Source organism: Defluviicoccus vanus, from assembly GCF_014672695.1.
GTDB classification, from domain to species: Bacteria; Pseudomonadota; Alphaproteobacteria; order Rhodospirillales; family Defluviicoccaceae; genus Defluviicoccus; species Defluviicoccus vanus.
This window is the reverse complement of record NZ_CP053923.1, coordinates 1,584,829-1,608,719: the sequence shown is the minus strand read 5'-3', so window position 1 is coordinate 1,608,719 and position 23,891 is coordinate 1,584,829. Positions and strand designations below refer to the sequence as shown.

Sequence of the window (23,891 nt, the reverse complement as noted above, 5' to 3'; positions counted from 1 at the left end):
AATCGAGCGCATGCGAAATCGCATCGACCGTCACTACATGACGACAAGGCTCAATGACGGCGAGGCCCTGGAGCGATGTGCGGACGTTACACACGAATTCGACCCTGGTCCGAGCTTGTCGCGCTCTACAGGATCACCGCTCGAACGCCGCCACCGAACCTGCCGCCCCGTTACAACATTGCGCCGACGCAGAGTGTGCCAATCGTCCGGCGGAAAGACGATCACGACGAGCGCGAACTTGCCCTTGTCCGCTGGGGATTGCTGCCGGCCTGGGCGAAAGATACCTCGATCAGCTACAAAATGATCAACGCCCGCGCCGAGACGGTTGACCAGAAGCCCGCCTTCCGTCTGGCGTTTCGCAGACGTCGGTGTCTAGTCGTCGCCGACGGCTTCTACGAATGGCGGTTAGAAGGATCTCAGAAGCAGCCCTACTACCTGACCCTACCGGCAAACCGACCGTTTGCCTTTGCCGGCCTCTGGGAGCGATGGCGGAACCCAGAGGGAGGAGATCCTATCGAGAGTTGCACGATCATCGTCTGCGAGGCCAATCCCTCGGTCCGGCCGATCCATGAGCGCATGCCGGTGATCCTTGAACCTAATACATTCGAGCTCTGGCTCGACACCGAAGCCGAACTCACCCCGATCAAGGCCCTGCTAAAACCCTGTGACGGACCGCTCATGGCCGTTCCCGTAAGCTCCCGCGTCAACAACGTCCGCAACGACGATCCTGACTGCCTCCAGCCCATCGCCACCAGCGACGTACGATGCCTGCATCACATGCGATAATGACACTAGCTTGGTCCGCTCTTCGAACCCTGAAACGGTGGCGAATGACGAGGAGGAGCGGATAGTGAACGACGCTTTGCGGTCGCGCGAGCAATCAACGCTATCCGGGATCGCGGTAGGGACGCTCATTTCTGAGCGCCCCCNGCACAGATCCGAGCGGGCGCAATTCACGCACTCGGCTCCCACCTCGGGTGTTTGACGGCGAAGCGCACGTGGGGCGACGGATGGAACATCCTGGGTCTGGGAAGCCAGGCGTCGGCGAGACGGGTCAGCCGTTCCCAGGCGAAGAACCCCCGCTGGCTGCGACGCCGAAGCGCACGAAGCCAGAGGCGGCCGACGTGGTAGCGGAAGGCCGTCAGCGCCGCCCAGTTGGTCGGCACGGCATGGTAGGCAAAGAAACCGCGGACCACCTGTGCCAGCCATTGCCCCTGCTCGGGGATCGGCCGGTGTCGCCGATATCGCAGCTCGTCCTTGATCTCCCGGAGTTTCGCCCGCATCCGGTCGCGCCGCGTCCGCCGCTGGAGCTGAAACCCGCCCCGGAGGTCCCGGCCGCAGATGAAGGTGAACCCGAGAAAGTCGAAGGTCTCCGGTTTGCCGAGCCCTTTCTTCGCGCGTCCGACCGCCGCGAAGCGGCCGAACTCGATCAGGCGGGTCTTCTCCGGGTGCAGCGACAGAGCGAACGCTTCCAGACGCGCGCGCATCGCGTCCTGGAACCGCCGCGCGTCGGTCTCGTGCTCGAAGCCCACGACGATGTCATCGGCATAGCGGACGATGATCATGCTGCCGCGGGCTTCCCGCCGTCGCCAGCGCTCGGCCCAGAGGTCGAACACGTAGTGCAGGTAGACGTTGGCGAGCAGCGGCGAAATCACCGACCCCTGCCCGGTCCCCGTCTCGCTGACCGTGAGCACTCCGTCTTCCAGGACCCCCGCCTTCAGCCACTTGCGGATCAGGCGGAGGATGCGCGCATCGCCGATCCGGTGTTCGAGGAATCGGACCAGCCAGTCCTGGCTGACAGAATCGAAGAACGACCGGATATCGGCATCCAGGATCCAGTTCACCTTGGTGCGGGTGATCCCGACCACGAGAGCGTCCAGCGCATCGTGCTGGCCGCGCTTCGGCCGGAACCCGTAGCTGAACCCGAGGAAGTCCTCCTCGTAGATCGCGTTCAGCACCGCGAGTGTCGCCTTCTGGACGATCTTGTCCTCCAGCGCGGCGACCGCCAGCGGCCGCTGCCGCCCGTCCGGCTTCGGGATGAACCGCCGCCGTGCGGGCTGCGCCCTATACGCTCCCCGCTGGACCCGGTCGTGCAGATCGGCGAGCCTTCGCTCGAGATCGGCCTCGTAGTCCTGCCACGTCACCCCGTCCACGCCGGGCGCCGCATCCCGCTTCAGGGCGAGGAAAGCGACGTGGAGCAGATCGATGGTCACGTGATGGAGGAGCGCGGTGAACCGTTCCTTCTTCCGTTGCCTTGCGGCTTGTCGTACGCGCGCCAGCGCCTGNGACACGGCGGCCCGGCCCTGTGTCCGGTCCGTGCTTTGCCAGCCCACGTTCCCCTCGGCCCCCGTCCTTGGCTCCACCTGCTCCGCCGCGGCAGTCGCCGCTTTGTTCGCAGGCTTCCCGGCTACTATGACAGGGTCTGACTCCTCACCACCGTGCACCACCGGCTACGGCTCCTCGCCTTCCCGATGCGGACCCGCGACGGCATCGCCGCCGTCCGGGCCGGCCGTGAGGTCTCCCAGTTCCTGCGCAAGGAGCGTCTCATACATGCCAGGGTCTTCGACCACGCCGGCCCGGACGGGCACTCGCGCATGACGCGCCCGCCGGTGTTGCCTTCCGCCAGCAGAACGACGTCGGCGCCCGGAGCTATCTACCTTTCGCGGCTCAATAGCCTGGCCTGCACGATCCCCTGCCGACGCTTCGCCGACGCCCTCGCGGACGTCTGCGCACGGCTCGGGGCCGATGTGGATCGCTACTCCTTCATCGTGATGGACTCTCACCATCTACTCCTCGCCAGTCTCCTGGCGCACTCCGCTTAGTAGACCTTCCTTGATTCTCGTCGGCCGCGTCCGCAATGCGGAAAATCGGCAGGGGACGCAAATCTTCGGTCATGACCCACTGCTCATGCTGCGGCGACAGGAATGCCGAGCGTCATCGCATTGTCAGCCATTTTCCGGTCGAAGGTGAGCAAGGTGCATCCGGCGCGCTCGGCGATCGCGATGTTGATCGCATCCGGCGTTCGCAGCGGTAGGTCGAGGCGGCGCAGGTAAGCGCTCGCCGCCGCGATGTCGGCCGGGGAGGCGGTGATCGATCGGACGGCCCGCGCGGTCCAGACATCGAGTGCGGCGAACGCGTCGCGGGCGTCGTCGTCGGTCAGCTCGCCCGTTCGGACGCGCCGGGCGATCGCCGACGCGAATTCCGCCTTGGCGAAGTCGCTCACCGTCGTCGCCGGCTGCTCGCGGCGCAGGAAGTCTTCCGCCCGCTTGGTGAAAGGGTCGTTGGCAAAGAGAGCGACGAGAACGCTGGCGTCGAGGTAGACGTTCACCGTTCGCTCTCGTCGCGCATCCGCTCGACAAGGTGGCCGGCATCCTCACTGGCCGGCGTCCGACCGACCCGGTGCACTACGAGCCAGTCGAGGTCGGCCGCGGACAGCGGTTTCACCGGTTCGTCGACCGGCTTGAGTTCCACCATGGGGCGCCCATGCCGTGTGATCACGACGCCCTCACCCCTGAGAGCGCGGTCGATCAGTTCGGACAACTGGTTCTTGGCGTCCGCGACGCTGTATGTGCTCATGGGTCAATTATGGCCATCCAGTAGCCATTTTGTCCAGGGCGGCCCATGCGTGTGCGAGCGTCACAGGTCGGTCTGCTCGGAGATGGCGAGCGCGTCGTCCACCTCGACGCCGAGGTAACGAACGGTGCTCTCCAGCTTGGTGTGGCCGAGCAGCAGTTGGACCGCCCGGAGGTTGCCGGTGCGGCGGTAAATCAGCGTCGGCTTTGTCCTGCGGAGCGAGTGGGTGCCGTAGGCGGTTCCGTCCATCCCCACGGCGTCCAGCCAGACGCGGACCAGCCGGGCGTACTGCCGGGTGGTCAGCGGCTTCGACGAGTGACGCCGGTTGGGGAAGAGGTAGTCGCCGGAGCGGCGCTCGCCAGCCTGCATCCAGGCCGCAACCGCTTCCCGGGTCTGTTCGGTCAGTTCGAACTGCACCGGATGGCCGGTCTTCCGCTGCCGGACGACCGCCCGCGGCTTGACCGGGCCGCCGACGGCGACATCGTCGACCTTGAGGTGAACGAGGTCGCAGCCGCGTAGCTTGCTGTCGATGGCGAGATCGAACAGTGCCAGGTCGCGCGTCTCTGCCGTCTGCTGCAGCCAGAAGCGAATCCGCCAGACTTCCTTCATCTTCAACGGTGGCTTCTGGCCGACGAGCTTGCCCTTGTTCCAGGGGACGCGGCCGCGGTTGTCCGGTCGCCTGGTTTCAACGTCGATCGTAGACATGGAACACGTTCCTCCACTCTCTGATCCGGCCCGGGATCGAGCCGGCGGAGGAGAAACGTGCGCCCTGTGAGGAGAGAACGAAAGCGAACCGATGTCCGCTGTCGGGGTCCGGATTGGAGGAGGGTGATGGACGCCGGCGACGTCAGCAATGCGGGAAATTGGAGGGCGACCGCCGATCGACGCAGATGACCCGTCAGATCGGCAGCACCATCGAGCAGCCTCTCCCAGCTGAAACTGAAACCGGTGCGTCACAGAACGAAGTCGGTGGCTGCCCACTTCGTCGCATCGGCGCCTTTCACCAGGAATTCGAAATCGGCGATCCCGTCGCCGGTTATCTCGCCCTGGATCAGTGTGTCCGTGCCGCTGACGATCGCGTGCAGACCGCCGGCCTGCCCGACGACGAACGCCGACGTCCCGATGAAGGCAAAGGCCTGGTCACCGGCGACGCTGCTGTTCGCGTCGATCGCCGAGAGGTCGATCACGTCCCCGGCCGTCGCGCCTATGCCGTCGAAAGCGGTGATGGTGTCCCGAGCAGGGCTGGCCGGGAAATCCGTGAGCGCCCTGAACACGAAGCTGTCGGCGCCCGCGCCGCCGGTCAACAGATCGGCATCGCTGCCGCCGAAGAGGGTGTCGTTGCCGATCCCGCCGTCGAGCGTATCACTGCCGGCGCCGCCGACCAGGCTGTCATTGCCGTCGAGCCCGCTCAGGAGATTGGCCGCGGCGTTGCCGGTGAGCGTGTTGGCGAGCGCGCTGCCGGTGCCGTTGACCGCGGCGGTACCGGTGAGCGTCAGGTTTTCCACTTCGGCGATGCCGGCGAGCGAGAACGTGACGCTACTCTGCACGGTATCGATGCCGCCGCCGGCGGCCTCGATAATCGTGTCGGTGGTGCTCTCGGCGACGTAGACGTCGTTGCCGGCACCGCCGACCAGGGTGTCGACCCCGGCGCCGCCGTTGAGGGTATCGTTGCCGTCGAGGCCGGTCAGGCGGTTGCTGGCGGCGTTGCCAGTAAGCGTATTGGCGAGCGCGTTGCCGGTGCCGTTGATCGCCCCGGTGCCGGTGAGCGTCAGGTTTTCCACTTCGGCGATGCCGGCGAGCGAGAACGTGACGCTACTCTGCACGGTATCGATGCCGCCGCCGGCGGCCTCGGTAATCGTGTCGCTGGTGCTATCGACGACGTAGACGTCGCCGCCGGCACCGCCGACGAGGGTATCGATCCCGGCGCCGCCGTTGAGGGTATCGTTGCCGCCGAGGCCCGAGAGCAGGTTGCTGGCGGCGTTGCCGGTAAGCGAGTTGGCGAGCGCGTTGCCGGTGGCGTTGATCGCCGCAGTGCCGGTGAGCGTCAGGTTTTCCACTTCGGCGATGCCGGCGAGCGAGAAAGTGACGCTGCTCTGCACCGTATCGATGCCACCGCCGGCCACCTCGGTGATCGTGTCGGTCGTTGTATCGACGACGTAGGTGTCGTTGCCGGCGCCGCCGACCAGCGTATCGATCCCGGCGCCGCCGTTGAGGGTATCGTTGCCGTCGAGGCCGGTCAGGAGGTTGTTTGCCGCGTTGCCGATGAGCGTGTTGGCGAGGGCGTTGCCGGTGCCGTTGACCGCCGCGGTGGCGGTGAGCGTCAGATTCTCGATGTTGCCGAATGCGGCGAGCGAGAACGTCACGCTGCTCTGCACCGTATCGATGCCGCCGCCGGCGACTTCGGTGATCATGTCTGTCGTGGTATCGACAACGTAGGTGTCGTCGCCAGCGCCGCCGATCAGTGTATCGATCCCCGCGCCGCCGTTGAGCACGTTGTTGCCGGCGTTGCCTGTCAGCACGTTGTTGGCCGCCGATCCGCTGGCGTTGATTGCCGCTGTTCCGCTGAGCGTCAGGTTCTCGACGTTGGCGAGCGCCACAGGGGCGAGCGAGAAGGTGACGCTGCTCTGCACCGTGTCGATCCCGCCACCGGCGAGTTCGCTGATCACGTCGCTGCTACTGTCGACGACGTAGGTGTCATTCCCGGCCCCGCCGACCAGCGTGTCGATCCCGGCGCCGCCGTCGAGTGAATCGTTGCCGGCGTCGCCGCGCAGAAGGTCTGCGCCCTCCGCTCCGAAAATGGTGTCGTTGCCGAGGCCGCCGGCGAGGGTCTCGATGCCCCCTGTCCGGTCGCACTGTCCCACCCCTGGCCGATCAGGCTGTCGTTGCCGTCGTCGCCGTTGATGATCGCGCTGCCGTAGAGCCGGTAGCCGGCGGCGATCGTGTCGTCACCGGCGCCGCCAAAGACAGTGATCCGACCCGCGTTCGTGACGCCGTAGTCGCCGCTATCGTAAGTGCTGCCCGCGGCGATACCGCTGATGTTGTCGTTGCCGCCATCGCCGCCTATCCAGAGGATCGCGTCGAAGCCATAGCTGGCGTTGAGGGATGCGGATATCGTATCGCTGCCGTCGCCGCCGGAAATGGATACCGAACCGACGTCCCAGACAGTGCCCTCGGCGTGCAGGGTGTCGTTCCCGGCACCGCCGATGAGGGTGCCACCCCGTCGCCCCCATCAATGGTATCGTCGCCACCGGCGCCGTCGAGCGAGTCGTTGCCGTCGCCACCGATCAGCAGGTTCGCAGCGCCATTGCCGACCAGCTTGTCGTCGTAATCCGAACCGATCACATACTCGATGCTGATCAGCGTGTCCGTGCCCTCGCCGGTCACCTGCGGGCCGGCGACGGCGAGCGAGACCGAAACGCCGCCTGTCGCCGAGCAAAAGCATGCGAGATCGTTGCCGACGCCGCCGTCGAGCGTATCGTTGCCGGCCCCTCCTTCGAGCGCGTCGTCCCCGGCGCCGCCGATGAGTTTGTCATCGCCGGCATCGCCGCTCAGGCCGTTGTCCGCCGCATTGCCCGTGAGCGTATCGTTGAAGGCGGTCCCAATAACTCCTTCGATACGGACCAACGTGTCGGTCCCGGCGGAAAGCGTATTCTGCGCCCCGGTCAGTGCCAGCGAAACCGAGACCGCGGCGGCGGCGGTGCTGTAGTCGGCCCAGTCGATCCCGTCGCTGCCGTCGAGGGAATCGTTGCCAGTACCACCGACCAGCACGTCGTCGCTCGCGCCAGCGACTAAGGTGTCATTGCCGGTGCCTCCGTCGAGGGTGTGATTGAGGCCGAGGTCGGCCACGCCGTCGATGCCTTCGCCGACGAGGCTGTCGTTGCCGGCATCCCCAGTGAGAACGGAAAACCCGAAGGTGCCGTACCCGCCGACGACGGTATCGTTGCCGTCTCCGCCGGACGCCGACACAATCGCAAAAGCGGGGAAGATGTCTCCCGCTGCGATAAAGCCATCGGCAAATCCGTACACACTGTCGTCGCCCTTCCCTCCCGAAACGTCGACGAAAACGCTGTTGTCCAGATGGGCTTCGCCGCGGGCGCTGATCGTATCGTTCCCGTCGTCGCCGGATAAGACGATGGTGTCGGCGCTGGCCGAGGTCGCCTGCCCTTGCGCGCTCAGGCTGTCGTTGCCGGCGCCGCCGCTGATGCTGTCTCCGACGTTGCCGCCGAAAAGGCTGTCGTTACCGGCGCCACCATCGAGCGAGTCGCTGCCGATACCGCCCTCGATGCTGTTGTTGCCGGCATTGCCGACGAGCGTGTCGGCAAACGCAGAGCCGACGAGATTCTCGACGTTTATCAGCGTGTCCAGGCCGTTACCGGTCGACTGGCTGCCGGCGACGGCGAGGGAAACGCGCACGCCAGTCGAAGCCGACGCATAGCTGACGGTGTCCATCCCGGCACCGCCATCGATCGAGTCGTTGCCGGCACCGCCGTCCAACGTGTCGTTTCCGGTACTGCCGAGGAGCGTATCGTTATTGGCACCTGCGTCGAGACTGTCGTTGCCGGCGCCCCCGTCGAGGCTGTCGGCACCGGATCCGGGGAAGCTGCCGGGGGAGTGCGCAGGACGGTCGCAGAAACCGTAAGCGGGGTGATGCTTTCATTGGCGGATGTGCCGATCAACGTGGCCATTGCCTCCCTCCCTCGTCCTGCTGGGGAGAGATCTCGCCCGCGCCACCGCCCCCCAACGATTGCCGAGGTCACTCTACGATGGATGTACAAGAAAACAACGGGCTTTCCTGCGGGGCGCCGGCCGAGAGGGCCATCGTCTTTGAATGCGACCGTGCGGCGAGGTAGGCTGCACTTCCGTCGCCTCGGCCATCGAGGCCGCGTGTCGCGTCACCTGAGTGAACCTACCGCCTTTTTCATAGTGGCCCCCGGGATAGACTCGATCGCGGGGTCCGCTTCGTGGAACTCCGTTGCTCGTCGTCGACGTCCGCAATGCGGAAAATCGAAGGGCTACCGCCGATCGACGCAGATGACCCCGAGCATTGGACAGGTCGATCAACCCTCGAGGAATCACGGGAGGAGTTTCACCTCCGGGTGCTCCCAGAACCTTTCGTGAACCCCGATTCACACGGCTCCCGATGATCCGCCTCCGATATCCACGAAACGCCAATGTGCCCGCTACGGATATCAAGGGCTTTGCCTTGTACAAAGAGCTCCTCCGCTACCGGTTGGCCCTGGTTTGCGGCTGAACAGCGCGGCCGCTTCAGTCCAGTCCCATTACAGAACCTTCGCCCCCTATTACGGATCGCTCCGCTCTTGTGCTCCGCATCGGTACTCTGGCCCTCACTTTGCCGTTTTCACCTAGTGAAGAGAAAGGGTGTCAGCCACTGCAATTGCGGACGGTCTGCACCCCCTTGTGGTTCGATGGAAGAAAAATAGCTCCCCCACCACGGGCCACCAGCCCACCAAGCCCAGCCCGCCCAGACATCTGCGTTCTTGTGCATGAAGTCGAGCATCGATGTAACTGCTTCGCTGCACGGCGAGTTTGCCCCGGCTCCGAACTCACCCAGCAGCAAACGCACGCGGCTCGCGCGCGCCCACTGCGTAACCGACTGTATCCGCTCAAGGCCAATATTGTCACTGGCACAATAGGGTTGGACGCCAGAGCCATCCTTGTCGAGATACTGGTGTGGTGAGAAGACAATATTATTTTCCGGGTCCTGCAGCTCAACAAGGATGTCGCTACCGCTGCTGAGCCAATGCCAAGCGCCAGACCATTGATTGCCTTCGACGACAATGACATTTTGGGCGCCGGCCGCCCGGATTGCGTTCACCGCCCCCTGAGTCATCTCCTTGACAATCTGGGTCGGCATATTGTTTGGCTCGTTCATAATATCGAATAGGACGCGAGGGTTGCTATTGTAATGCTCAGCAAGACGACCCCAAAGATCGCCGAGCGCCTCGATCGGAACCTCTGTGCCGAGCTTGCCTCCGGCATACTTGGCATAGTTGTGAACATCAAGGGCGATGAACAGACCGTTGCCCGTGGCGTAATTCACCAAGTTGTCAAGTTGCTTTAGTTCGCTTTCCGAAAGCGGGCCGTTCAATACGGGCTGTATACTTTCCCATAGAAAAGCAACGCGAAACAGATTGAAACCTTTTGACTGGTAGTAATCGACGCTCGCAGGTCCGGCATAGATATAGTCGTATCCATACCTCCGGGGCACGCGACGGGCTCCAAAGGAGCCACTCGCCAAGTTCACTCCGTGCAGGAAGGGCAAGTCTTCCTTCGCAAAGCCCTGCGCTGCGGCGACAGCCTGAAAGTTAGCAGCGAGGTACACGCATAACGCCGCCAGAAGGTACGCGCCAGTGTGTCCTGCACCATTCCCGCGCTTGGCCTCGCCCGAACTTCGTTTCGCAAGACACCGGGCCAACTTGTACGCCAAAAAATCACGGAACCCCTTAAGGATCATAGTCATATCTTCCCCCAGCGTGCGACGAGGTAGCGAAGGTCTTGCGCTACCATCGGCAAGCATCAAAGACTCGACACGGCCTATGCGGTATCTTACAGGCTGCACTGCAAATGATCATAAAAATCCCGCACGTTCACAAAGTGAATATATTTGCACCCGGCCCACGCATCCTTGCGCGTCACCCGCTTCCCTACCGTCGCGCGAATAACACTCAGCCCATAACATGTCTGCTGCACGACCCGTTGCTAAGGCCCGTTGGTTGCTTGCGACGCTGCTCCCGGCGAGATTGCCAAATGGCCCGAGAGATATTATAAGGTGCGCAGAGAACGGCCAATGGGGGATGATGGGGACAAGGGTCAATTGCCGCGCGTCGTGCGTCCGTGGCGCCGTGGCAGCCCAGCGTCGGACAAGCTTCTCCTTGATGATTCACACTGAGGCGCTGCGATCGACGCCCGTCGCGGCAGACGCGGTGCGGCCGGCTCGCTTGTCTGCCGACCGTCCCGCCACGACTCTTATGGGGGAAAAGCTATGGCAGCCGAACCGAGAGCCGGGCGCGACGTCCGCATTCTTCACGTCGTCCGCCAGTATGCTCCGATGCAAGGCGGGTTCGAAAACTACGTAAAGGCGCTCTGCTGGCATCAGTGGCGTCAAGGCCTCGAGCCGTCCGTGCTGACTCTCAACCGGATTTTCCACCGGCCGGAAACCACTCTTCCCGCCTGCGAAGTCATTGACGACACCGTCATCAGACGCATTCCCTTCCGCGGTTCCAGGCGATTATTCTTGCCTTTGTTCAATCCGAGGCAATTGCGCGCTTACGACATCATTCACGTGCATGCGATCGACCAGCTTTGTGACATGGTCTGTTCCGCGGGGTTTCTGTACGACAGACCGATTGTCGTCACCACGCACGGGNGGTTCTTTCACACGCGTGACTTCGCGGCATTGAAACGCGTCTATTTCAATACCGTTTCGCGACTGACCCTGCACCGTGCCGACGCGTTCATTGCCTGCAGCAGCAATGACCAGGAGATGATGCAGAGGATCGGCATCGAGGCGACGTTGATTCCCAACGCCATCGAATCCTGGGCGGAGGCCGGCGCGGGTCCCGACCTGCTGTATATCGGCCGCCTTGCGGTCAACAAACAGGTCGACCGGCTGCTCGATTTCGTTGCCGCCCTGAAGCAGTCGGGGCGGCCGAGGCACCTTCACATCGTCGGTGACGATTTCGACCAGCTGTCGCCCGGTCTGCAACAACGCATCGCCAGCCTCGGCATCGGCGATTATGCGCATCTTCATGGATATCTCTCGCGCGACGGGCTTCAGCAGTTGATCCGGCACTGCGGCGTCTTCGTTTCGGCCTCACGCTACGAAGGCTTCGGCATGTCGATGGTAGAGGCGATGTCGGCCGGATTGATCCCCTTCGTTCAGGCCAACGAGTCGTTCTCCGAACTGATTGGCAAGACGAACCCGCAGTCGCTCACCGACTTTGCCAACCCTGCGCGCGCCGCGGCGCAGTTCGTCGCGCTCGAAGCCACGGTCACCGAGGCCGACCGCCGGCAGGCCATCGACTTCGCCGCCCGGTTCTCCTGGCCCGAACTGGCGAACAAGGTTCTCGCCATCTACCGGCAGGTGTCCAGCAACCGCCCCGGGGTCCTGGGCACACACCTTGCCCTTGCGCAAGACCTGCCGACGCGGTGAGGGCGCGGGACGGTGGAGACGATATCCCGCAGCCACATCATCCTCGGCCTCGTCGCGGCAACCCTGTTCTTCAACTTCGGCTTATGCTTCGTCAATACGAACGTCGCGGCCGTCGGCGAAGCCCACGTCATCCTCGCCGAGGCGCTGATCATGGCGGCGACGTGGGGCGTGCTGCTGCTGTCCGGCCGGCCGCTGGACACGCGATGGGTCTGCTTTGCCCTGGCGATCGTCGTGTTCGCGGTCCTGGTGATGATCCTGCGCGAGCAAATTCAGCCGAAGACCGTCCGCGACCTGATCATCATCCCCACCTTCGTGCTGCTGGGGATTCAGTACGGCCGGCGCGATCTGTCGAAGGCGCTGATCGCGCTCTGTGTCGTCGTCCTGGCGGTGGGGATCGTCGAGGCGGCGCTGCTCGATACCTACCAGAAGTACTTCAACATCATCCGCTACTTCATTTCCAAGGGCTCGACCCCGGAGGAACAGGCGAGTTTCAATTCGACGTCGCTATTCGTCAGCGGGATCCGCTCCGGCGGCCGGGTGCTGGGTGGCTTCCTCGGCGAGCAGCGGGTGTCGTCGATTTTTCTCGAGCCGGTGTCGTCGGCGATGTTCGCGGCGATCGTCGCCTTCTACACCCTGTCGGTGTTCGACGAGATCGACAGATCGAGCGCGGTGGCGCTGCTGACGATGGCCGCCATTTTCCTCGTGCTGTCGGACGGCCGGCTGGCGATGGGACTGACCCTCGCCGCCGTCGTTGCCTTCGTCGTGTTGTACCAACTGCCGAAGCTGTCGCTATATCTCTACCTTCCGGCCGCGGTCGGCTTCGCCTTTGTTGTCGATGCGCTGCGACAGGCTCAATCAACCAGCGACGACCTGCCCGGCCGGCTGAGCAAGACGGCCCAGATCGTTGGCAGTATGGATATGCAAGTGATGCTGGGGCTGTCGCTCTTTCCCCGCTCTACGGTCGACAGCGGCGTCGCCTATCTTATCGAGGGCATCGGCCTGGTGGGGACGGCGGTTTTCTGGTGCGGCCTTTGCACCCTGATGCGCTACGACGATCGCTGCCAGCGCCGCCTTGCTCACATGATCTGCCTCTACCTCAGCCTGTCCTGGCTGGTCAGCTACGCCACGTTCACGATCAAGACCGCGGCGCTGTTGTGGTTTCTGCTTGGCACGGTTCAAGCTCAAAGGCTTGGATCCAACAGGACTTCAGATTAGAGGTAAGCGAAGCTCCGGCCGCACCTGCTTTTCGCTTGCCAGAGTGCTCGGTCTTGACCTCGGCCGCAGCGGAATGGGTCACGCGGCGGCGCGGTGGAGGGCGTCCTGCTCGGCCTTCCATGCCCAGGGGGTGAGCTCGGCGAGGCGGCGGTTCGGCCAGCCGGAGACGAGGCGGGCGAGCACGTCGGCGAGCCAGGCTTCCGGGTTGACCGCGTGCCACTTGCAGGTCTCGATCAATGACGCCAGCACCGCCCAGTTTTCCGCTCCCAGGTCATGGCCGGCGAAGAGTGCGTTCTTGCGATTGAGAGCAATCGGCCTCATTGAGCGCTCGATGACGTTCGAGTCGATCTCGATCCGGCCGTCGTCGAGGAAGAGGGTCAGCCCCTCCCACTGGTTCAGCGGGTAGCCGATCGCCTCGCCCAGCGGCGACTTCTTCGACAGCTGCGCCCGGCATTGCTCGAGCCATGGCCGCATCGCGTCCAGCAGCGGCTTCGTCCGCGCCTGCCGGACGGCTCGCCGTTCGCAGGCGGGCCTGCCGCGAATCTCCGCCTCGATCTCGTACAGCGCGGCGATCCGCCGCAGCGCCTCATGGGCGATCGGCGCCGGCCGCTTCTGTGCGACCTCGTAGAATCGCCGGCGGCAGTGTGCCCAGCAGTGGGCGAGGAGGACGCCGCCGTCGGCGGACCCGGCAGCCGCTTCGTCGCCCGCAGCCCCGGCCACCGCCTTGTAGGCGGCATAGGCGTCGGTCTGCAGGATGCCGCGGAAGTCCTTCAGCAGCGTGGCCGCGTGCGCGTGGCCGCGGCCGGGTGCGTAGGTGAACACCACCGCCGGCGGATCGGCGCCGCCCCACGGCCGGTCGTCGCGGGCGATCGCCCAGAACCAGCCGGTCTTCGTCCGGCCGCGGCCGGGATCGAGCACCGGTGCCGGCGTCTCGTCGACGAACAGCTTCGCCGAGCCGAGCAGATCGTCGCGCAGCAGCCGCCACAGCGGCTTCAACTCGGCCGCCGCGGTGCCGACCCAGGAGGCCAGCGTCGAGCGGTCGAGGGCGATACCCTGCCGGGCGAGCATCTGTGCCTGGCGGTAGAGCGGCGCATGGTCGGCATATTTCGCCACCAGCACGTGCGCCACCAGCCGTTCGGTGGGCAGGCCGCCCTCGATCAGCCGCGGCGGCGCCGGCGCCTGCACCACAGCACTCCCGCAGGCGCGGCAGCCGTACTTCGGCCGGCGGGTGACGATCACCTGCCACTGCATCGGGATCACGTCGAGGCGTTCGGAGCGGTCCTCGCCGATGATGTGCATCGCACCGGAGCAGCACGGGCAGATGGTCGTCGGCGGCTCGATCACCACCTCGATCCGCGGCAGATGTCCGGGCAGGGCGCCGCGGTTCTGCCGCCGCTCGCGGGCGCGGGCCTCGCGTCGCGGCGGATCGGCCTTCTCCGCCTCGGCGTCGGCTTCCGCCACCGCCTGCTCGAGGTCTTCAAGCGCCAGGTTCAGCTGGTCGGGGTCGAGCGCCTCCGACCGCCTTCCGAACTGCATCCGCTGCAGCTGGCGGATGAAGTGCTGCAGCCGCTCGTTCCGGTCCTCCAGCCCGCGGCGCAGGGCCCGCTCGGCGGCGAGCTCGGCCCGCATCGCCAGCAGCGCGGCGCGCAGCGCGGAAGGATCGTCGGGGATCGCGTCGAGGTCGGTCATGAGCGGCGATTCTAAGCACGATGCCAGACGCTTACCAGAGTTCTTGTGGCTTCCCGGCAGGCCGGCACAGCCTATTGTGCCTTCTTCGGTCGACCGAGACGCGGCGCGTGCATCCGCGACCAGTCGAGGCCATCCAACAGCGCCGCCAGCTGCGCCGCCGACAGCCGCATCACGCCCCCGGTCACCGGCGGCCAGCGAAAGACGCCTGCCTCCAGCCGTTTCCACACCATCACCAAGCCGCTGCCGTCCCAGACGAGCAGTTTCAGCCTGTCCGATCGTTTGCAACGGAAGACGTAAATTGTCCCGGAGAAGGGGTCGTGCCCCAGCGCCGTCTGCACGATCGAAGCGAGTCGGTCGGCGCCGCAGCGGAAGTCGACCGGCCGCGTCGCCACCAGCACCCGGACGCCTGAAGGCGGGACGATCATCCGAGCGCCTTCAGCGTCCGGAGCACGTCCGCCAGGAGCACCGGATCGGCGCCCGGCGACACCGTAACCGTCCGGCGAGGGCCGCCTTCCGACCGGGGCATGAGTGTGGCTTGTCTTTGCACCGGTGCTGACACTGGTGTTTGCACCGATGCGAGAGGCGGTGCGTGGTATGGCGCAGGTTCACGTTCTCACTCACCCCGAGCGGCGGCGGCGGTTCAGCATCGGGCAGAAGCGGGCGATTGTCGCGGCGGCGTTCGCGCCGGGAGCGATCGTTGCGGACGTGGCGCGGCAGGCGGACGTTTGCACCAGTCTGGTTTATCGCTGGCGACGGGAGATCGGGCATGCCGAAGGGTTCGCCGAGGTGCTGGTGAGGCCGCTCGTCGACGCCCGGATCGATCATTGCCGCGATGACGGCGGCGATGACGCGGGTGGCGTGCCGGCGGTCGCGACGGCTGCAGCGGCTCATTCCGGCGCCGGCGAAGGTTCGTCGCTGCCGGCGATCGAGATCGAGTTCTCCGGTGCGTCGCGGGTCCGCATCCCCGCATCGGTGCCGGCGGAGCTGGCGGCGGCGGTGATCGCGGCGCTGCGCCGCCGATGATCCCGGTTCCGGGCGGGGTGCGGGTGTGGCTGGCGGTCGGCCGGACCGACATGCGGCGCGGCATGAACGGCCTGGCGCTGCAGGTGCAGGAGACGCTGAAGCGCGATCCGCATGGCGGCGATCTGTACATTTTTCGCGGGAAACGCGGTGACCTGATCAAGATTCTCTGGCACGACGGGCTCGGGATGTCGCTGTACGCGAAGCGCTTGGAGCGTGGCCGGTTCATCTGGCCGTCTCCCGCCGATGGTGTCGTCTCGATCACCCCGGCACAACTCGGCTATCTGCTTGAAGGCATTGACTGGAGGAACCCGCGCCACAGCTTCCGGCCGGACCGGGCGGGCTGACCGCGGCGGCGCGTCGCGGGATAGGTTTTTCGCGAGTCGAGCGGCCGGTTTTGTGATTCCATCGGCGGCATGACCCCGTCGCCCGACATCCTGCCCGACGATCTCGAAGCGCTGAAGGCGGCGTTGCTGGCCGAGCGGTCGGCCCGGCTCGAGGCGGAGGCGCGGGCGTCGGGCGCCGAGGCGATGGTGGCGCATCTGAAGCTGATGATCGCCAAGCTGAAGCGCGAGCGCTTCGGGCCGTCGTCGGAGCACCGTCGCCGTCTGCTCGACCAGCTGGAACTGCAGTTGGAGGAGCTGGAGGCGACCGCCGCCGAGGATGCCTGTGCCGCCGAAGCGGCTGCGGCCGCCGTGGCAAAGCCCCGCCGTGACGAGAGCGTTGTTCCAGGGACCGGCCGCCGCCGGCCGGTGCGGGCACCGTTGCCGGCGCATCTGCCGCGTGAGCGCGTCGTCATCCCGGCGCCGTCGGTCTGTCCGTGCTGCCAGGGCAAGCTGGTCAAGCTCGGCGAGGACGTCACCGAGACGCTGGAGGTGATCCCCGGCAGTGGAAGGTGATCCAGACCGTCCGTGAAAAGTTCACCTGCCGGGCGTGCGAGCGGATCACCCAGCCGCCGGCACCGTTCCACCCGATCGCCCGCGGCCGGGCCGGCGCCGGGCTCCTGGCGATGGTCCTCTACGGCAAGTACGGACTTCATTTGCCGCTCAACCGGCAGAGTGAGGGCTTCGCCCGTGAAGGCATCGATCTCGACGTCTCGACGCTCGCCGATTGGGTCGGCGCCTGTGCCGTGGCCCTGTCGCCGCTGGTCGAGTTGCTCCGCCGCCATGTGCTGGCGGCCGGGCGCCTCCACGGTGATGACACCACGGTACCGGTGCTCGCCAAAGGTAAGACCATCACCGGCCGGCTGTGGACCTACGTCCGCGACGATCGCCCCTTCGGCGGCCCACACCTGGACGGAACCGGGCCGCCGGCGGCGGTCTACTTCTACTCCCGCAATCGCGAGGGCGAACACCCGCGCCGGCACTTGACCGATTACGCCGGCATTCTGCAGGCCGACGCGTTCGGCGGCTTCAACGCGCTCTACGAGCCGTCGCGCAAGCCGGGGCCGATCACCGAGGCGGCGTGTTGGAGCCACGGCCGGCGCAAGTTCTTCGCGCTGGCAGATGTTGCCAAGGCTCCGCTGGCAATCGAGGCGGTGCGGCGGATCGACGCCGTCTTCGATGCCGAGCGCCCCCAATGGGTTGCCCGTCGAGCAGCGGCTGGCGCTGCGCCAATGCCGCGTGGCACCGCTCGTCGGCGAACTGGAAGCCTGGATGCGACGCGAGCGCGGCCGGCTCTCCCGCCACAACGAGCTGGCGAAGGCGATGGACTACATGTTGAAGCGCTGGCCCGCCTTCACCGTAAGCGAAGCTCCGGCCGCACCTGCTTTTCGCTTGCCAGAGTGCTCGGTCTTGACCTCGGCCGCAGCGGAATGGGTCACGCGGCGGCGCGGTGGAGGGCGTCCTGCTCGGCCTTCCATGCCCAGGGGGTGAGCTCGGCGAGGCGGCGGTTCGGCCAGCCGGAGACGAGGCGGGCGAGCACGTCGGCGAGCCAGGCTTCCGGGTTGACCGCGTGCCACTTGCAGGTCTCGATCAATGACGCCAGCACCGCCCAGTTTTCCGCTCCCAGGTCATGGCCGGCGAAGAGTGCGTTCTTGCGATTGAGAGCAATCGGCCTCATTGAGCGCTCGATGACGTTCGAGTCGATCTCGATCCGGCCGTCGTCGAGGAAGAGGGTCAGCCCCTCCCACTGGTTCAGCGGGTAGCCGATCGCCTCGCCCAGCGGCGACTTCTTCGACAGCTGCGCCCGGCATTGCTCGAGCCATGGCCGCATCGCGTCCAGCAGCGGCTTCGTCCGCGCCTGCCGGACGGCTCGCCGTTCGCAGGCGGGCCTGCCACGAATCTCCGCCTCGATCTCGTACAGCGCGGCGATCCGCCGCAGCGCCTCATGGGCGATCGGCGCCGGCCGCTTCTGTGCGACCTCGTAGAATCGCCGGCGGCAGTGTGCCCAGCAGTGGGCGAGGAGGACGCCGCCGTCGGCGGACCCGGCAGCCGCTTCGTCGCCCGCAGCCCCGGCCACCGCCTTGTAGGCGGCATAGGCGTCGGTCTGCAGGATGCCGCGGAAGTCCTTCAGCAGCGTGGCCGCGTGCGCGTGGCCGCGGCCGGGTGCGTAGGTGAACACCACCGCCGGCGGATCGGCGCCGCCCCACGGCCGGTCGTCGCGGGCGATCGCCCAGAACCAGCCGGTCTTCGTCCGGCCGCGGCCGGGATCGAGCACCGGTGCCGGCGTCTCGTCGACGAACAGCTTCGCCGAGCCGAGCAGATCGTCGCGCAGCAGCCGCCACAGCGGCTTCAACTCGGCCGCCGCGGTGCCGACCCAGGAGGCCAGCGTCGAGCGGTCGAGGGCGATACCCTGCCGGGCGAGCATCTGTGCCTGGCGGTANNGAGCGGCGCATGGTCGGCATATTTCGCCACCAGCACGTGCGCCACCAGCCGTTCGGTGGGCAGGCCGCCCTCGATCAGCCGCGGCGGCGCCGGCGCCTGCACCACAGCACTCCCGCAGGCGCGGCAGCCGTACTTCGGCCGGCGGGTGACGATCACCTGCCAGCGCATCGGGATCACGTCGAGGCGTTCGGAGCGGTCCTCGCCGATGATGTGCATCGCACCGGAGCAGCACGGGCAGATGGTCGTCGGCGGCTCGATCACCACCTCGATCCGCGGCAGATGTCCGGGCAGGGTGCCGCGGTTCTGCCGCCGCTCGCGGGCGCGGGCCTCGCGTCGCGGCGGATCGGCCTTCTCCGCCTCGGCGTCGGCTTCCGCCACCGCCTGCTCGAGGTCTTCAAGCGCCAGGTTCAGCTGGTCGGGGTCGAGCGCCTCCGACCGCCTTCCGAACTGCATCCGCTGCAGCTGGCGGATGAAGTGCTGCAGCCGCTCGTTCCGGTCCTCCAGCCCGCGGCGCAGGGCCCGCTCGGCGGCGAGCTCGGCCCGCATCGCCAGCAGCGCGGCGCGCAGCGCGGAAGGATCGTCGGGGATCGCGTCGAGGTCGGTCATGAGCGGCGATTCTAAGCACGATGCCAGACGCTTACCANNGAGTTCTTGTGGCTTCCCGGCAGGCCGGCACAGCCTATTGNNTGCCTTCTTCGGTCGACCGAGACGCGGCGCGTGCATCCGCGACCAGTCGAGGCCATCCAACAGCGCCGCCAGCTGCGCCGCCGACAGCCGCATCACGCCCCCGGTCACCGGCGGCCAGCGAAAGACGCCTGCCTCCAGCCGTTTCCACACCATCACCAAGCCGCTGCCGTCCCAGACGAGCAGTTTCAGCCTGTCCGATCGTTTGCAACGGAAGACGTAAATTGTCCCGGAGAAGGGGTCGTGCCCCAGCGCCGTCTGCACGATCGAAGCGAGTCGGTCGGCGCCGCAGCGGAAGTCGACCGGCCGCGTCGCCACCAGCACCCGGACGCCTGAAGGCGGGACGATCATCCGAGCGCCTTCAGCGTCCGGAGCACGTCCGCCAGGAGCACCGGATCGGCGCCCGGCGACACCCGCACCCGAGCACCGGCAAGCTCGATCTCGATCGCCGGACTGCCGGCTGGACAACGCCCCTCGCTCACCACTACCGGCACGAAGTCGAGCGGTACCGCGTCCGCCGTCGCCGCGTCCGCCGCTTGGCGCAACTCCTTCCGCCAGGCATACAGCTGGTTGCGGTGCAGCCCGTGCCGGCGGGCGACCGCGCTCGCCACGGCGCGTCGGGGCGAAACTTTCGGCGACGATCCGCGCCTTCTCCTCCCAGCTCCACCGCCGCCGCCGCTCACCCCACGGCAGTACCTCGCCCTGACGGGCGCTTTGCCAATTAATTGGCACCTTACTTGGCAAACGATCCACGCGGCGCCTCCGTCCTGGGAGCCGCCATCATCCGCGAGCAATCACCGGCCGCAACGTGGGGTCAGAGCTCCGCTTACCCTTCACCCGCTTCCTCGAAGATGGGCGGATCTGCCTGACCAACAACGCCGCCGAGCGAGCGTTGCGTGGCATTGCCCTCGGCAGACGCAGCTGGTTGTTCGCGGGATCCGACCGCGGCGGCGAGCGGGCCGCCGCGATCTACACGCTGATCGGGACGGCCAAGCTGAATGACGTCGATCCGCAGGCCTGGCTCGAGGATGTGCTCCGCCGCATCGCCGACCACCCCGCCAGCCGCCTCGCCGAACTCCTCCCCTGGAACTGGCGACCCCAGGCCCTCGACGCCGCCGCCGCAGCCTGAAACGAGGACCACCCGCGGCCTTCGTCGGATGGTTACGCCGCCGCTCACCCCACGGCAGTACCTCGCCCTGACGGGCGCTTTGCCAATTAATTGGCACCTTACTTGGCAAACGATCCACGCGGCGCCTCCGTCCTGGGAGCCGCCATCATCCGCGAGCAATCACCGGCCGCAACGTGGGGTCAGAGCTCCGCTTACGATTAGAGTTTAGTTTTGCACCGTGATGTGAGGATCAGGAGGTGGACACGGGCCATGGTCTTGCCGAAAACCGCTTCTTCTGGCGAGGCGCTTAAGTGCTCGCTGCGCTGGCCTCTCTAAGTTTTTATGCATTAAGCCTGAGAGGGATAGAGTCGCGGTTGCAGCGATCGCTAAGGCAGACCAGTTATCGAGGCCGACGCTGTCCTGAATTTTTCGAATTGCGTAAAGGCAGGGCACATGAATGAGGTAGATTGCGAAACTTAATTTGCCCAGAAGGGTTATGGGCCAGTAGCCAAGGGCTGCGTCCGCGAATCGGCTTGGCAGCGAAAACGAAAACACTAAGGCACCGCAAAGAACGCTGTAGGATAGGCTGCTATACAATTGTGTCGCGCTTTCCTGACATAAATACCGTGCGTAGACAATGACGCTACAGAACAACAATATCTGAACTACCGTCGTAGTCCTCGACCACCCAATTCGGCTTCGAAGGTAGGTGCTGGCGACTCCTGCCGCTGTACCTGACAGAAAAAAANNGCTCGCTTTCGTCGGCAACAAGGTACCCGGAAGGCCTGATGAAAAGGCAATCATTGCAATACACGCGGCCGTAGTCAGCGCTATCGGTTGAAAATGACCTGCACCAACTTTCGACAAACTATACCATATAAGTAGAAAAAACGCATAAAACTGCACTTCAGGTGGGATACTCCAGAACACGCCCACAGATCCACTAAATAGTAAGTGCCGCACGATATTTTCATTGGTTATCGCAAAAGTAAAATTCGGATCGATGAACAGCGTGATCAGCCAACAGACGCAGATCACAGCCAAGTAGGCAGGTGCAATTCTAGAAAACCTGCTTATCGCATAATCTGCGACGGTACGAGAACTAAATGGTAGTTTCCCATAGAGAAAGGCCATGAGAAATCCGCTCAACCCAAAAAACACCGATACTCCCAGCGCTCCNAAAAAGCTCTGGTGCGGAAAATCGCCCAAGTACCCAAACTGAATCGCATGTCCGATAAAAACTGACAGCGCTGCGCCGCCTCTTATTCCGTCGAGCGCAGGAATATGCTTTGTTGATATACGTGGGGTCGTCATCACAAAGTTTGCCACCCGCAGGAATAACCAAATTGAAGTCGTCTCAGGTCAATGCCACGTTAGTATGTCGTCCGTCTCGCGGCGCACGGAGCAGGCTACCTTGAACTCTTCGACCAGGTTGCCGACCGCAATCATCATTATTACATTCTCATGGCCGGGGATTGCTGCAATGCGTCTCAACCTTTTGTCGGTTCCGGCTCTGACACTCCAATTCAAGCAGCACGATCCAAGTCCAAAGCTGTGCAGTGCATAGACGAGAGACATTGAGAACATCCCACCATCAATCCAACCCTGATACCTCTCGTGTATCCCGGTAAACGGCTGAAGGTCGGAGGTTACGACCAGGACATGCGATGCCTCGTGGCCAAAGCCTCTGTTACCGCTCTGGCATTCGAGCACCTGACGCTTGGCTTCCTCCGAAGAGAAAATATGCACGCGCCAACACTGACGATTGCATACGCTAGGTGTTTTCTGGGCAATCCGAACGGCCGCCTTTATGACGGACTTCTCGACAGGCACACTCGAAAAATGACGAACACTGTATCGTTCCTGACAAAACCGCTCAAAGTCGACTAACGCCGCCGCCTCTATGTCGGACCTCGAAACGAGTTTCGCTCCGCCTTCTTGCACTGACGACACGGCATCTTGCCCGTCCCGGTCACACATCTCTTGCGGCATCCATCCGGGTATCACGCCGCTNGCCCGGCAGAATTGGACGTAGCCCTTAAGAACGTTATCAGCGACTAGAGTTATGTCGTCTTCTCCATAGCGCCTTCTATAAACTCTTAAGTAAAGCAGGAGACGATTGACGTTCTGCATGCCAAAACCTGGCCGCGGGCTCGAATACGAGAGCCCCTTCTCTATGGTATGGTACAAAGCGGTGATTTCTGATCGTAGCTTTTCCCGTGATAGGACGAGACTGCCGACCTGCGACCACCGCAGATATCTGATCGCGTCGTAGGCAAACTCGCGGATCAGGTTCACCGGATTCTGCGATGCTATGAACTTTGCTCTTCCGCCGAAGAAGATCGTGCTATCCGCTCCGCGCTGTGACAAAATCCTCAGGATCAGCCGCCGACCCCAACCGTACGGCAAGCGCGCGGGCGCCTCCAACGACGTGACCTTCGTTTCGCATAACTCCATGAGGTCCACTCCTTATCGTTGCAACTCGCCGCAACTGCGGCGAGCCGCTTGGTCGCCCTGAACGAAATCGATCACGCGGCAGCGGAAACACCTTCACCGGTACGTTCATTGGATGCCAATGACGCGCTGAGGAACTCCTTGGACTGGTTTCTCAAGGTGGAAATCCTCGCTTGAACCGGTTGCCACTTGATGTCCCGGTGCAACACGCTCTCCAGCGAGTCCGCGTGGCGCCCGTCCCTTTCTTCCAGACCTAAACTGACAAGAAGATCGCTCACTTTCTTGCGGGTCGCGAAGCTGATGAACCGCTTCTGGAACAGAACGGAGAAAATAGTCCCGTGAAAGGCGTCGGTGACTACGTAGTCTGCATTCTCAATCAGCCCTAGCGCCCGCAGCGGCGACGACGGTATCGCGTACTCGCACCAGTCGTTTCTTACATCGAGAGAAATCAGAGCACGCCGTTGACCTCGTGCGAACTCCCGGATCGAAGCGATCTGGTCGTTTGTAAAGCGGAATCCATAGACCAATACATACTTGTCCTCGCGCGCTGGTTCGACAACGTAGGACCCGTCAAACAACAACGTCGGGTCCAGGACTCTAGGAACGGGTCGTTGGACAATTCTTTCAAGTATAGTCCTGGTATGCTCATCCCGCGCGGAAAGCGCCTGCATCTTGGCCAGGCCGGCGACAGCGTTGTCAGTACGAATTATGTCTTCGTATCTTGAGTCACCGCAGCACAGCGCGTAGCCAACAACCTTTTGTGCCTTAAGGTTGTTTCCAAAGAACTCCGGCGCGTGATGGAAGTATCTGCTCTGTACGTTGAGAATTTCGTCACTGCCGACAACGGCGACATGAAATGGCGTTGTAACAGAGTTATCGTCTATGCTTAGAAGAGTCCGAAAATAGGGCCGATATGCAAAGCCTCTGCGCAAATTAAACCATAGCTGCTGAGGCCTTCGGCTCACGTAGCTTTTGTATCGATACTTGGCATTATCCCAACTGGTAAACCGCAGGAACGCCGCGTCGTGGCCCATACCGTTCAGGACACTCTGCATTGCGTAAGCTTGCATGTAGGCGCCAAAGTTCATGATGTCGTGCAGGGTTACAACCAGTACTTTCATGCCACCCTCCAGAAAGTCCTATGCTGAAG

General features: G+C 64.3%; 19 protein-coding genes and 5 pseudogenes. 8 read left to right on the top strand and 16 right to left on the bottom strand.

Translation table 11 applies throughout. From position 1 onward, the window contains the following. Positions 1–75 precede the first annotated feature (75 nt). Complete coding sequence (locus tag HQ394_RS07285) at positions 76–786, top strand: SOS response-associated peptidase (protein WP_190262692.1); 711 nt, start codon at positions 76–78, stop codon at positions 784–786. Positions 787–953: 167 nt separating this feature from the next. On the opposite strand, the gene ltrA is transcribed toward HQ394_RS07285, so the two are convergent. Next, complete coding sequence (ltrA, locus tag HQ394_RS07280; protein WP_456151555.1) at positions 954–2,213, bottom strand: group II intron reverse transcriptase/maturase; 1,260 nt, start codon at positions 2,211–2,213, stop codon at positions 954–956. Positions 2,214–2,471: 258 nt separating this feature from the next. Here ltrA and HQ394_RS07275 point away from each other — a divergent pair, with 258 nt between their 5' ends. After that, entirely contained in the window at positions 2,472–2,822 is a 351-nt protein-coding gene (locus tag HQ394_RS07275) for a hypothetical protein (protein WP_190262690.1), read from the top strand. 83 nt (positions 2,823–2,905) lie between these two features. Here HQ394_RS07275 and HQ394_RS07270 read toward each other — a convergent pair whose 3' ends face one another. The 7 genes and pseudogenes from HQ394_RS07270 to HQ394_RS07245 all read right to left on the bottom strand — a co-directional run bounded on the left by HQ394_RS07270 (position 2,906) and on the right by HQ394_RS07245 (position 10,048). Beyond that, positions 2,906–3,328 (bottom strand): type II toxin-antitoxin system VapC family toxin, encoded by a 423-nt coding sequence (locus HQ394_RS07270; RefSeq protein WP_190262689.1) that lies wholly within the window; start codon positions 3,326–3,328, stop codon positions 2,906–2,908. Continuing rightward, a complete protein-coding gene (locus HQ394_RS07265; protein ID WP_190262688.1) occupies positions 3,325–3,576 on the bottom strand; it encodes a type II toxin-antitoxin system Phd/YefM family antitoxin in 252 nt (83 codons plus the stop codon). Before HQ394_RS07265 ends, HQ394_RS07270 begins: the two co-directional genes overlap by 4 nt. 60 nt (positions 3,577–3,636) lie before the next feature. Continuing rightward, positions 3,637–4,278, bottom strand: a complete 642-nt coding sequence (locus HQ394_RS07260) for a tyrosine-type recombinase/integrase (RefSeq protein ID WP_190262687.1) — start codon at positions 4,276–4,278, stop codon at positions 3,637–3,639. Between the two features lie 248 nt (positions 4,279–4,526). After that, positions 4,527–6,434, bottom strand: coding sequence for a beta strand repeat-containing protein (locus tag HQ394_RS07255; RefSeq protein ID WP_190262686.1), 1,908 nt, complete (start codon positions 6,432–6,434; stop codon positions 4,527–4,529). 199 nt (positions 6,435–6,633) lie between these two features. After that, positions 6,634–8,022, bottom strand: coding sequence for a calcium-binding protein (locus tag HQ394_RS07250; RefSeq protein ID WP_223292054.1), 1,389 nt, complete (start codon positions 8,020–8,022; stop codon positions 6,634–6,636). Continuing rightward, positions 8,023–8,154, bottom strand: a pseudogene (locus HQ394_RS21095) (calcium-binding protein); the annotation flags it as partial. A 778-nt stretch (positions 8,155–8,932) separates the two neighbouring features. Further along, complete coding sequence (locus HQ394_RS07245; RefSeq protein ID WP_223291928.1) at positions 8,933–10,048, bottom strand: glycoside hydrolase family 5 protein; 1,116 nt, start codon at positions 10,046–10,048, stop codon at positions 8,933–8,935. Positions 10,049–10,576: 528 nt separating this feature from the next. Here HQ394_RS07245 and HQ394_RS07240 point away from each other — a divergent pair. Continuing rightward, positions 10,577–11,746 (top strand): glycosyltransferase family 4 protein, encoded by a 1,170-nt coding sequence (locus HQ394_RS07240; RefSeq protein WP_190262683.1) that lies wholly within the window; start codon positions 10,577–10,579, stop codon positions 11,744–11,746. 12 nt (positions 11,747–11,758) lie between these two features. After that, a complete protein-coding gene (locus HQ394_RS07235; RefSeq protein ID WP_190262682.1) occupies positions 11,759–12,961 on the top strand; it encodes a hypothetical protein in 1,203 nt (400 codons plus the stop codon). 78 nt (positions 12,962–13,039) lie between these two features. Here the strand turns inward: HQ394_RS07235 and tnpC (HQ394_RS07230) are convergent, their stop codons facing one another. Together tnpC (HQ394_RS07230) and tnpB (HQ394_RS07225) are read right to left on the bottom strand one after the other, a co-directional pair. Next, positions 13,040–14,650, bottom strand: a complete 1,611-nt coding sequence (tnpC, locus tag HQ394_RS07230; protein WP_190262681.1) for an IS66 family transposase — start codon at positions 14,648–14,650, stop codon at positions 13,040–13,042. Positions 14,651–14,721: 71 nt separating this feature from the next. After that, positions 14,722–15,075: an IS66 family insertion sequence element accessory protein TnpB gene (gene tnpB / locus HQ394_RS07225; RefSeq protein ID WP_190260124.1), complete on the bottom strand. Its 354-nt coding sequence runs from the start codon at positions 15,073–15,075 to the stop codon at positions 14,722–14,724. A gap of 103 nt (positions 15,076–15,178) precedes the next feature. Here tnpB (HQ394_RS07225) and tnpA point away from each other — a divergent pair, with 103 nt between their 5' ends. The 3 genes and pseudogenes from tnpA to tnpC (HQ394_RS07210) all read left to right on the top strand — a co-directional run. Then, a complete protein-coding gene (gene tnpA / locus HQ394_RS07220) occupies positions 15,179–15,673 on the top strand; it encodes an IS66-like element accessory protein TnpA (RefSeq protein ID WP_223291677.1) in 495 nt (164 codons plus the stop codon). Beyond that, the gene (tnpB, locus tag HQ394_RS07215; RefSeq protein WP_190261212.1) at positions 15,670–16,017 is read left to right on the top strand and encodes an IS66 family insertion sequence element accessory protein TnpB; all 348 of its coding nucleotides are present in this window, start codon (positions 15,670–15,672) and stop codon (positions 16,015–16,017) included. Before tnpA ends, tnpB (HQ394_RS07215) begins: the two co-directional genes overlap by 4 nt. Before the next feature lie 69 nt (positions 16,018–16,086). Beyond that, positions 16,087–17,412, top strand: a pseudogene (gene tnpC, locus HQ394_RS07210) (IS66 family transposase); the annotation flags it as partial. Between the two features lie 76 nt (positions 17,413–17,488). Here the strand turns inward: tnpC (HQ394_RS07210) and tnpC (HQ394_RS07205) are convergent. The 3 genes and pseudogenes from tnpC (HQ394_RS07205) to HQ394_RS07195 form a co-directional block, all read right to left on the bottom strand. Then, positions 17,489–19,101: pseudogene (tnpC, locus tag HQ394_RS07205) on the bottom strand (IS66 family transposase). 123 nt (positions 19,102–19,224) lie between these two features. Then, positions 19,225–19,530: pseudogene (gene tnpB / locus HQ394_RS07200) on the bottom strand (IS66 family insertion sequence element accessory protein TnpB); the annotation flags it as partial. Further along, positions 19,527–19,790: a transposase gene (locus tag HQ394_RS07195; RefSeq protein WP_190262680.1), complete on the bottom strand. Its 264-nt coding sequence runs from the start codon at positions 19,788–19,790 to the stop codon at positions 19,527–19,529. The pseudogene tnpB (HQ394_RS07200) and the gene HQ394_RS07195, both read right to left, overlap by 4 nt. Positions 19,791–20,011: 221 nt before the next feature. On the opposite strand from HQ394_RS07195, the pseudogene HQ394_RS07190 reads away from it, so the two are divergent. Next, positions 20,012–20,308, top strand: a pseudogene (locus tag HQ394_RS07190) (transposase domain-containing protein); the annotation flags it as partial. 204 nt (positions 20,309–20,512) lie between these two features. On the opposite strand, the gene HQ394_RS07185 reads toward HQ394_RS07190, so the two are convergent. From HQ394_RS07185 to HQ394_RS07175, 3 genes are all read right to left on the bottom strand, one after another. Continuing rightward, positions 20,513–21,601: an acyltransferase family protein gene (locus HQ394_RS07185; RefSeq protein WP_223291927.1), complete on the bottom strand. Its 1,089-nt coding sequence runs from the start codon at positions 21,599–21,601 to the stop codon at positions 20,513–20,515. Between the two features lie 48 nt (positions 21,602–21,649). Then, positions 21,650–22,267, bottom strand: coding sequence for a nitroreductase family protein (locus tag HQ394_RS21455; RefSeq protein ID WP_190263182.1), 618 nt, complete (start codon positions 22,265–22,267; stop codon positions 21,650–21,652). A 548-nt stretch (positions 22,268–22,815) separates the two neighbouring features. Further along, positions 22,816–23,862, bottom strand: coding sequence for a polysaccharide pyruvyl transferase family protein (locus HQ394_RS07175; RefSeq protein ID WP_190262678.1), 1,047 nt, complete (start codon positions 23,860–23,862; stop codon positions 22,816–22,818). Positions 23,863–23,891 lie beyond the last annotated feature (29 nt).

Bases quoted from the DNA above. Each gene is read 5' to 3' on its own strand.
- HQ394_RS07245 (WP_223291928.1), bottom strand. From the start codon at position 10,048: ATGATCCTTAAGGGGTTCCGTGATTTTTTGGCGTACAAGTTGGCCCGG.
- HQ394_RS07275 (WP_190262690.1), top strand. From the start codon at position 2,472: ATGCGGACCCGCGACGGCATCGCCGCCGTCCGGGCCGGCCGTGAGGTC.
- tnpC (WP_190262681.1), bottom strand. From the start codon at position 14,650: ATGACCGACCTCGACGCGATCCCCGACGATCCTTCCGCGCTGCGCGCC.
- tnpB (WP_190260124.1), bottom strand. From the start codon at position 15,075: ATGATCGTCCCGCCTTCAGGCGTCCGGGTGCTGGTGGCGACGCGGCCG.
- HQ394_RS07260 (WP_190262687.1), bottom strand. From the start codon at position 4,278: ATGTCTACGATCGACGTTGAAACCAGGCGACCGGACAACCGCGGCCGC.
- tnpB (WP_190261212.1), top strand. From the start codon at position 15,670: ATGATCCCGGTTCCGGGCGGGGTGCGGGTGTGGCTGGCGGTCGGCCGG.
- HQ394_RS07175 (WP_190262678.1), bottom strand. From the start codon at position 23,862: ATGAAAGTACTGGTTGTAACCCTGCACGACATCATGAACTTTGGCGCC.
- HQ394_RS21455 (WP_190263182.1), bottom strand. From the start codon at position 22,267: ATGTGTGACCGGGACGGGCAAGATGCCGTGTCGTCAGTGCAAGAAGGC.
- HQ394_RS07265 (WP_190262688.1), bottom strand. From the start codon at position 3,576: ATGAGCACATACAGCGTCGCGGACGCCAAGAACCAGTTGTCCGAACTG.
- HQ394_RS07285 (WP_190262692.1), top strand. From the start codon at position 76: ATGTGCGGACGTTACACACGAATTCGACCCTGGTCCGAGCTTGTCGCG.
- HQ394_RS07250 (WP_223292054.1), bottom strand. From the start codon at position 8,022: ATGGACACCGTCAGCTATGCGTCGGCTTCGACTGGCGTGCGCGTTTCC.